This is a genomic window from Sporosarcina cyprini (assembly GCF_022048975.1).
In the GTDB taxonomy this organism is placed as follows: Bacteria; Bacillota; Bacilli; order Bacillales_A; family Planococcaceae; genus Sporosarcina; species Sporosarcina cyprini.
In genome coordinates this window covers 1-6,542 of the sequence record NZ_JAKMHX010000034.1, presented here as the reverse complement: position 1 = coordinate 6,542, position 6,542 = coordinate 1, and the positions used below count along the sequence as shown (strand labels likewise).

General features: G+C 32.7%; 10 protein-coding genes and 3 pseudogenes. All 13 read left to right on the top strand.

The window, feature by feature from the left end; genetic code table 11:
- Positions 1 to 318, top strand: a 318-nt coding sequence (locus L7D49_RS18025) for a hypothetical protein (protein WP_238083524.1), incomplete at its 5' end; no start/stop codon positions are given.
- Entirely contained in the window at positions 294 to 689 is a 396-nt protein-coding gene (locus L7D49_RS18020; RefSeq protein WP_238083522.1) for a hypothetical protein, read from the top strand. The genes L7D49_RS18025 and L7D49_RS18020, both read left to right, overlap by 25 nt.
- 100 nt (positions 690 to 789) lie before the next feature.
- Positions 790 to 1,200 carry a hypothetical protein gene (locus tag L7D49_RS18015; RefSeq protein ID WP_238083520.1) on the top strand — a complete coding sequence of 137 codons (411 nt, stop codon included), beginning with the start codon at positions 790 to 792 and terminating at the stop codon, positions 1,198 to 1,200.
- A complete protein-coding gene (locus L7D49_RS18010; RefSeq protein WP_238083518.1) occupies positions 1,201 to 1,872 on the top strand; it encodes a hypothetical protein in 672 nt (223 codons plus the stop codon). It begins immediately after the preceding gene.
- A 286-nt stretch (positions 1,873 to 2,158) separates the two neighbouring features.
- Positions 2,159 to 2,653 (top strand): hypothetical protein, encoded by a 495-nt coding sequence (locus tag L7D49_RS18005; RefSeq protein ID WP_238083516.1) that lies wholly within the window; start codon positions 2,159 to 2,161, stop codon positions 2,651 to 2,653.
- A gap of 160 nt (positions 2,654 to 2,813) precedes the next feature.
- Positions 2,814 to 3,065 (top strand): hypothetical protein, encoded by a 252-nt coding sequence (locus tag L7D49_RS18000; RefSeq protein ID WP_238083515.1) that lies wholly within the window; start codon positions 2,814 to 2,816, stop codon positions 3,063 to 3,065.
- Positions 3,066 to 3,259: 194 nt separating this feature from the next.
- Positions 3,260 to 3,769, top strand: coding sequence for a hypothetical protein (locus L7D49_RS17995; protein WP_238083513.1), 510 nt, complete (start codon positions 3,260 to 3,262; stop codon positions 3,767 to 3,769).
- A 173-nt stretch (positions 3,770 to 3,942) separates the two neighbouring features.
- Positions 3,943 to 4,098: pseudogene (locus tag L7D49_RS20385) on the top strand (DUF6883 domain-containing protein); the annotation flags it as partial.
- A 9-nt stretch (positions 4,099 to 4,107) separates the two neighbouring features.
- Positions 4,108 to 4,305, top strand: a complete 198-nt coding sequence (locus tag L7D49_RS17990) for a DUF4926 domain-containing protein (protein WP_238083510.1) — start codon at positions 4,108 to 4,110, stop codon at positions 4,303 to 4,305.
- 89 nt (positions 4,306 to 4,394) lie between these two features.
- Positions 4,395 to 4,511, top strand: a pseudogene (locus tag L7D49_RS17985) (polymorphic toxin type 50 domain-containing protein); the annotation flags it as partial.
- A gap of 16 nt (positions 4,512 to 4,527) precedes the next feature.
- Positions 4,528 to 4,866: a hypothetical protein gene (locus L7D49_RS17980; protein ID WP_238083508.1), complete on the top strand. Its 339-nt coding sequence runs from the start codon at positions 4,528 to 4,530 to the stop codon at positions 4,864 to 4,866.
- Positions 4,867 to 5,202: 336 nt separating this feature from the next.
- Positions 5,203 to 5,601: a hypothetical protein gene (locus L7D49_RS17975; RefSeq protein WP_238083506.1), complete on the top strand. Its 399-nt coding sequence runs from the start codon at positions 5,203 to 5,205 to the stop codon at positions 5,599 to 5,601.
- Between the two features lie 359 nt (positions 5,602 to 5,960).
- A pseudogene (locus L7D49_RS17970) lies at positions 5,961 to 6,407 on the top strand (polymorphic toxin type 50 domain-containing protein); the annotation flags it as partial.
- Between the last annotated feature and the right edge of the window lie 135 nt (positions 6,408 to 6,542).

The following is a 6,542-nucleotide window of genomic DNA, read 5'->3' as shown; positions in this document are numbered from 1 at the left end:
GAAACAATAATAAATTATGAAGATCGTGACATGATTCTAGAATGGGAAAATGGATTAAGGATTATTGGCGAGTTAGATACAGTTTTCGAAACAGATAATGGATTAGATGAGGATGATATAAATTATACAGAATATGATGCAGCTGTATTTAGAGTAAGTAAAATTTTATCTCATCCTAGTAAAAACAAAGGCGGTTTATATAATTGGTTAATACAAGAGAAAGGTTCATTGGTTGAAATTTCTCTCTATGATGATCCTCCAAGTGCAATTTTTTTAACTGACGGACAAAGTGTATGGAAAAGGGAAAATCAGAAATAATGGCTGTAAGCTTCCAAGATATTATTGGAAATTTCGACTTTACAGATAGCGTGGTTACTGAAGTAAGATGGTCTGACAACCTAATGGACCTGATAGTTAATGTTGATTATTATTGGGATATTCAAGATGGGCATGATACTACAAGAATATTGAAGATTATTTTTGAAGGCTGCCAAAAAGTTGATTTCCAAATTAGCGGCGAAATTCCCTTATGCCTCGATTCAGTAAACAAAGAAAGTCTCTTTACGATTGTTCTTTTTAAAGAACTGACAGGGAGTTCAGGCGAGCAACAACATTTAGGAATTTTCACCGCTGATTACTCGAAACCGTGGTTGTCAGTAGTATGTACCAATGTAAAATTGAAGGAATAGGACTGTTTATAGACCTTGAATGCTTAATGTCTTCAAGGTTTTTTCAAATACTTACAAATCTTGCTGATTTAAAAAAGAAAAGAATAGTGGAGGAATAGTATTGGAACGTTGGGAAAGGTGGATACCGATATTTGGATTGCCCCCAAGATTATTTAATGATAGTTTTCTGGATAGTAAGGAAGGAATTATATTAGAGTTTAGTGACGAAAACAATCAAAAGAAAGTTGAATTTAAGTTTGAAGATGGCGTATTAGCCTATAGAAATATAGATGAAGGCTCCTTGTTGAAAAGGCTAAATTATTTGGATCAACACTACGGTGTAGATTTTTACAGCGAATGGACTTTGTTTAAAGTTACAAACTCAGAATTTATGAATTGGTTTCTTGATGAAAGTTCAGGTATTTATGAGCCAAACCAACTCATACATTATGTGTTTTTTACACCAAATGATGTAATCGAAATACTAACAACATACACTCCAAGTGTTGTAATAAATGGAGGATGGAAGTAAATGAAATTAGAATATAGAACTTATGGAGAAGTGTCAAAGGAATTGTTAGTACTGAATTATGATTCACAAATAATTTATGAAGGGTATACAGAAGATTTTGTGACGTCAATAACAGGAGATTTAGAGTTGAACTTAAATTATGGCTCTAGTAAAAGCTATTCTGTAGTTTCTAGAAAATATGGCGACTTAATAGTGTGGATACCTAAGCTTCCTGTAGACATGCATTATAAATGTAAAACGATTATTTGGACATCCAAGGAATTTGAAGATTTTTGGACATTTTTAAAATACGTTCCTAGCGATGACCTGGAAATAATAAAAGAAATAAGTGCATGCGAACTAAAGCTAGTATGGTTGATCGGAGCTAGAGGGAACGAACAAATTAATAATTATATTTGTCTATATAAGTCAGTTAAAAAAAATATCATTGCACTTTCATCGAATCTAGAACATCAGAATAAAATTTTTAATAATCTCATTGAACAGGATTGGCTGTTGGAAAGTAATAAAATAATAAAATGTAAAGCAGATGAGGAAAAATTTCTAGCTTATCTTGATAAGGGTTTAAATGAAGAATGGGAGGTTTTCAGAACCGATCAAAATGAAAATTTATATGTTCACTTAGGTAATGAATTTTGTTTGCCAATTAATATATTAATAGAATCCACTTAAGAAATAACAGATGACAAAACTAAAATAACTCATAATGGAAATCTGATTGAGTTTAATGACCTGCTCACCTATTGTTTGAGATCATCTTTCAATGGGAGGTGCAGTTTTTTTATGGATAAATTACAGTAAAAGATAGGTAATCCATGGGCCTATACTTTTAAGTACGGTAAAATTGATCAGTATGAAGTCGACTAAGACTAAAACCTTACGTGTAATTTCAAAAATGCACTTTTTAACGTCATATTTATTCGGACTATTTGGAAGACAACTACGGAGGAAATTCGTTATGTTAATGACTAGTGAAATTAAGGAAAATATTGATATTGAGTATTGTGCTTTCCTAGATGTAGAGGGGAGTACTTTTAATCTCGTTTCAACAATAAATAACGAAGATGGGGTTAATCTTTTTGAAGGAGCAAGTTGCTTGATTAGAATAAGTGCAAAGGGTTTTTTGCAAGAGTTAGAAGTTATATTTGCCCATCCTTCAAAGGTGAAATATGGTACTTTCACATATAGTGAATTAATTTATGGAGTACCAGCCTTTAATCCCAACGACTGTTATAAAAGCGAAGATGAGGCAATAGTAATTGATAATAATGAGGGCGCAATAATTCTTCTAAGTCATGAGAGCGTAAAACACTGTGATATTTGTTTAAAGGGGAATGGAATAAAATACTACATTTTAAAGAACGAAATAATTGCAATTGAAGTTAGTAACTTAATTCATGATTATGGTGGAGAGAAACAGGTTCGATGGCTTAAAGAAAGAAATGTATTATAGATTGTAATGAAAAGACATCTTTTTACTGTCCTTGACTTTTGATTCCATTATAAAGATTAACCATTAGTAGATTAGGACAAAACAAATCCACAAAAGCGACTGCTGCATTAGACCAGTAGTGCGGTGGAATTGAGAGAAAAATTATTAGGAGGGTAGATTCATGGCGGTATTTGTTTTAATGTTGAAGCAATTTGAGGATGCAGAGAGGGTAATATATCAATATGGCCCAAATGAAGATTTAATGGGACGAATTGAATATGATAAAAAAAATAGAGTTATTAATCAGGTTTCGCAAATTGACTCTCAAGAGTTTACGGACGAATTTTTCTTTAAGAGGGCAGGAAGACGCCTTTCAAGAATGATTATTGAAGAGAATCAACATTTTGTTGATCGAACAACTATTGAATCTTAATTGCTTTTATTAGATATAGGTATGCTAGAGAATAGCACAATATATGAACCTTGATTGGCAAAAGAACTGCACATTCAATTGGTGTCTAACAAAGTGGGTGCAGTTTATCCTTAGGTATAGAAACAAGAAGTAAGGAAAGGTGGTTTACCAGCAATGAAGTACTCTGTATATTGACCTTAGAAGGAGACAGGATAATGTTAAAAGTTACAAAATACAAAGAGAGTCAGTCTCTAAATTTTGTATATGATATTTATACACCGATTAATATAGAATTCGGTACTTGGAATATATCAAAGGAACCAACGATTTATTGGAGAACTGGGGATTTTAAGAAATCTTTAATTGAAATCGGTATAGGAAAATATACAGGAAGTATTCGGTCTATTACTCTGACGTTGAGTGAGAACGTATACAAGATGGAAAAATTAAACTTGGATATGAAAAATATTACTTTAATAAAAGGCGTACCTAATTTTCAAGTTGAAGAATATGAGGATAAAATTTATATAGATGAAAACAACATATTGAATGTCTATATAGGGATTGATAAGGTATTTATTTCATTTTCAGAAAACGATACTGTTTCAATTGTACAAAATGAGAATGTTGGATTTGCTTTAGACAAAAATAAAATGGTTTGTGGCGTTATAGTAAGTGGCATGTTAGAACATGAAAAGAATATATTAGAAGAAGCGTTGAAATAAAGTATATAAAATAATTGAACCTTGATTGGCTAAATGCCTTTCAAGGTTTTATAAATGGTGAAGAATTATAAGGCAAGAATTAAGAGACGCGACGCATTTCTATTTTTTAAAGTAGGTGAGAGAAAGTAATGCTAGTCAACTAATGAAAAAATCAGAAAAACCTAACGGACACACCTGCTACATTAGGGAAAGCAGACCAATACGGTCAAAGATATACTGTTGATATGCTAATTAAAGGGGCAAACGGTAAAACTGCCACAGTTAGAACGGGATGGATTATTAAGAGTGGCTCAAATACACCTGAAATGACTACACTATTTGTAAAGTAGGTGAAGATAATGAGTTTTGAAGTATACGAAACTGTTATAGTTTTAGAAGATGACCCTAACGAGGGAATAAAAAAAGGAGATTTAGGCACTATAATAATGGTTTATGATACACCTAATAAAGCCTATGAGGTTGAGTTTGTCGATGAAGAAGGTAGAGTCAAGTATCAAGGAGTTTATCTCTCAAATCAGATAACAAAACTAAAATAATTTTATGATGAAACCTTGATTGGTTTAATGCCTATCAAGGTTTCTTTTTTTGTTTGTGGTGCTAATAAGGCAGCACAGACTTTGGTAAACCAATTGGAAAATACTATGAACGTGATACTGGTGAATACCTTGAAACTACTAGAGGAATGATTCATTACGGAAAAGACGGAGCGCATATAGTGCCTTCAGAACCATTAAAGAGGTAATAAGAGGAGGATATACATGGAATATGATCCGTTAATAAAAGCGTTAAAAGAGTATAAAGATAATAGGGACTTGATTATAGAGTGGGATAGTGGATTAAAGATTATTGGTGAACCAGACACACTCTTTGAAACAGACAATGGGTTGGATGACCATGATGTGAATTATACCGAATATTATGCGGTTACATTTCAAGTAATTGATATTTTAGCGCATCCTACTAGTGAAGAAAGTAATTTATATAATTGGTTAATACAAAAGAAAGGTTCATTAGTTGAAATTTCACTTTATGATGATCCCCCAAGTGCAGTTTTTTTAACTGACGGAGAAATGGTATGGAAAAGGGATAGTAAATAATAAAAATGGTACTTTAAACATATACCTTGATGGGCTAAAGTCTTTCAAGGTTTTTTGTTTAGAAATGTTTAGAATAATATGTAATTTACTTTTATGAAGTCGAGTGAATTTTTGTAGAAAAGGGTAAGACTACCCCTTGCTGCTCTATTTATATTTGCATATAAGAATGGCACAACTAGTTATGTTAAAGGTGGGGATCGTACAGGGGGATAAGGTAAGTGAATAAAAGAAAACGATCATAAAAAAGATGACTCTGAGTTAGGAGGAAGTCATTTTTTGTTATATGCTGTTAATGATATATTGTTTTATTTAAATGAATGATTAGGAGGTAGAAATTTGGAACATTGGGAAAGATGGATACCAATTAATGGAGTACCCTCAAAATTATATAATGATACCTTTATTTATAGTAAAGATGGAATATTATTAGAGTTTAGCGACGAAGAAAATAAAAGGAAATTTGTTGTTAAGTTTGAAGATGGAGTCTTATCCTATAGGAATACAGATGAAGGAGCGTTATTGAAAACACTTAATTATTTGGACCAACAATACGGTACAGATTTTTACAGTGAATGGACTTTATTTAAAGTAACAAACTCTGAGTATATAAGTTGGTTTCTTCATGAAAGTTCCGGTATTTATGAGCCAAACCAAGTTGTACATTATGTGTTTTTTACACCGAATGATGTAATAGAAATACTAACAACATACACTCCAAGTGTTGTAATAAGGTAAATGTTGTTTTGAATATTACTCCCCCTTTTAATCCAGGGGGTTTTTATTTTATGTTTCAATAATTTTATAATTAGCGAAAATCCTATATATTATTTTTAATATACAAATAGCTGATTCATTAGAGTCAAAATAAACGGCTTGTTATTTATTGACGGCAACATGATACCACCTGGGTTTGGCGGATCCGTGCTAGGTGCAGTTAAAGGTGCCCTTGACTTCTGGTTCCTTGAAGATGTCGAAATTATCATAGACAAGGATACAACATTCACGCAAAAAGAGACCGCTGCCTTTTTCTTGACCCCGTTTGGAAAAGGTCCCAAGGCAGCTCAAAAACCTACAAGTTGAGCAGAACGGCAATGGGCGGGAAGATTAAGAAGGTTGAAAAGGTAGAGGGGCCGAAGAAGACTGGTGGGTTGGAAGGGACTAAGGGTAGGGATAATGGTGTACCTTCTTATGGTAAGAATTTAGTACCTATCGGACCTTATAGAGAAGTCAATGGGTTCCCAGTTAAAGTAAAGCCAGGTGCTCAAGAGAAACATATTCCTAATACCGCAAATTACAACCAAGAAATTGAAAATGGAAAAAATAAGAGTATTTTCTATGGTGATAATAAAACAGCACAAGAACTGCTTGATAAGTTTGCGGGGAAAGGTCAACTACTACCGAACGGTAAAAAAGAAAGAGTAGACTTTGGTAAACCAATTGGGAAATACTATGATCGCGATACAGGTAAATACCTTGAGACTACTAAAGGAATAATACATTATGGAAAAGACGGTGCTCATATAGTACCATCAAGACCATAAAAAAAAAGAAAAGAGGATGCATATGTGGTATGACTCTTTAATAGAAACAATAATAAATTATGAAGATCGTGACATGATTCTAGAATGGGAAAATGGATTAAGGATTATTGGCGAGTTAGATACAGTTTTCGAAAC

Coding starts and splice junctions, on each gene's coding strand:
- L7D49_RS18020 (WP_238083522.1), top strand. CDS start 294: ATGGAAAAGGGAAAATCAGAAATAATGGCTGTAAGCTTCCAAGATATT.
- L7D49_RS18010 (WP_238083518.1), top strand. CDS start 1,201: ATGAAATTAGAATATAGAACTTATGGAGAAGTGTCAAAGGAATTGTTA.
- L7D49_RS18005 (WP_238083516.1), top strand. CDS start 2,159: ATGTTAATGACTAGTGAAATTAAGGAAAATATTGATATTGAGTATTGT.
- L7D49_RS18000 (WP_238083515.1), top strand. CDS start 2,814: ATGGCGGTATTTGTTTTAATGTTGAAGCAATTTGAGGATGCAGAGAGG.
- L7D49_RS17995 (WP_238083513.1), top strand. CDS start 3,260: ATGTTAAAAGTTACAAAATACAAAGAGAGTCAGTCTCTAAATTTTGTA.
- L7D49_RS17990 (WP_238083510.1), top strand. CDS start 4,108: ATGAGTTTTGAAGTATACGAAACTGTTATAGTTTTAGAAGATGACCCT.
- L7D49_RS17980 (WP_238083508.1), top strand. CDS start 4,528: ATGGAATATGATCCGTTAATAAAAGCGTTAAAAGAGTATAAAGATAAT.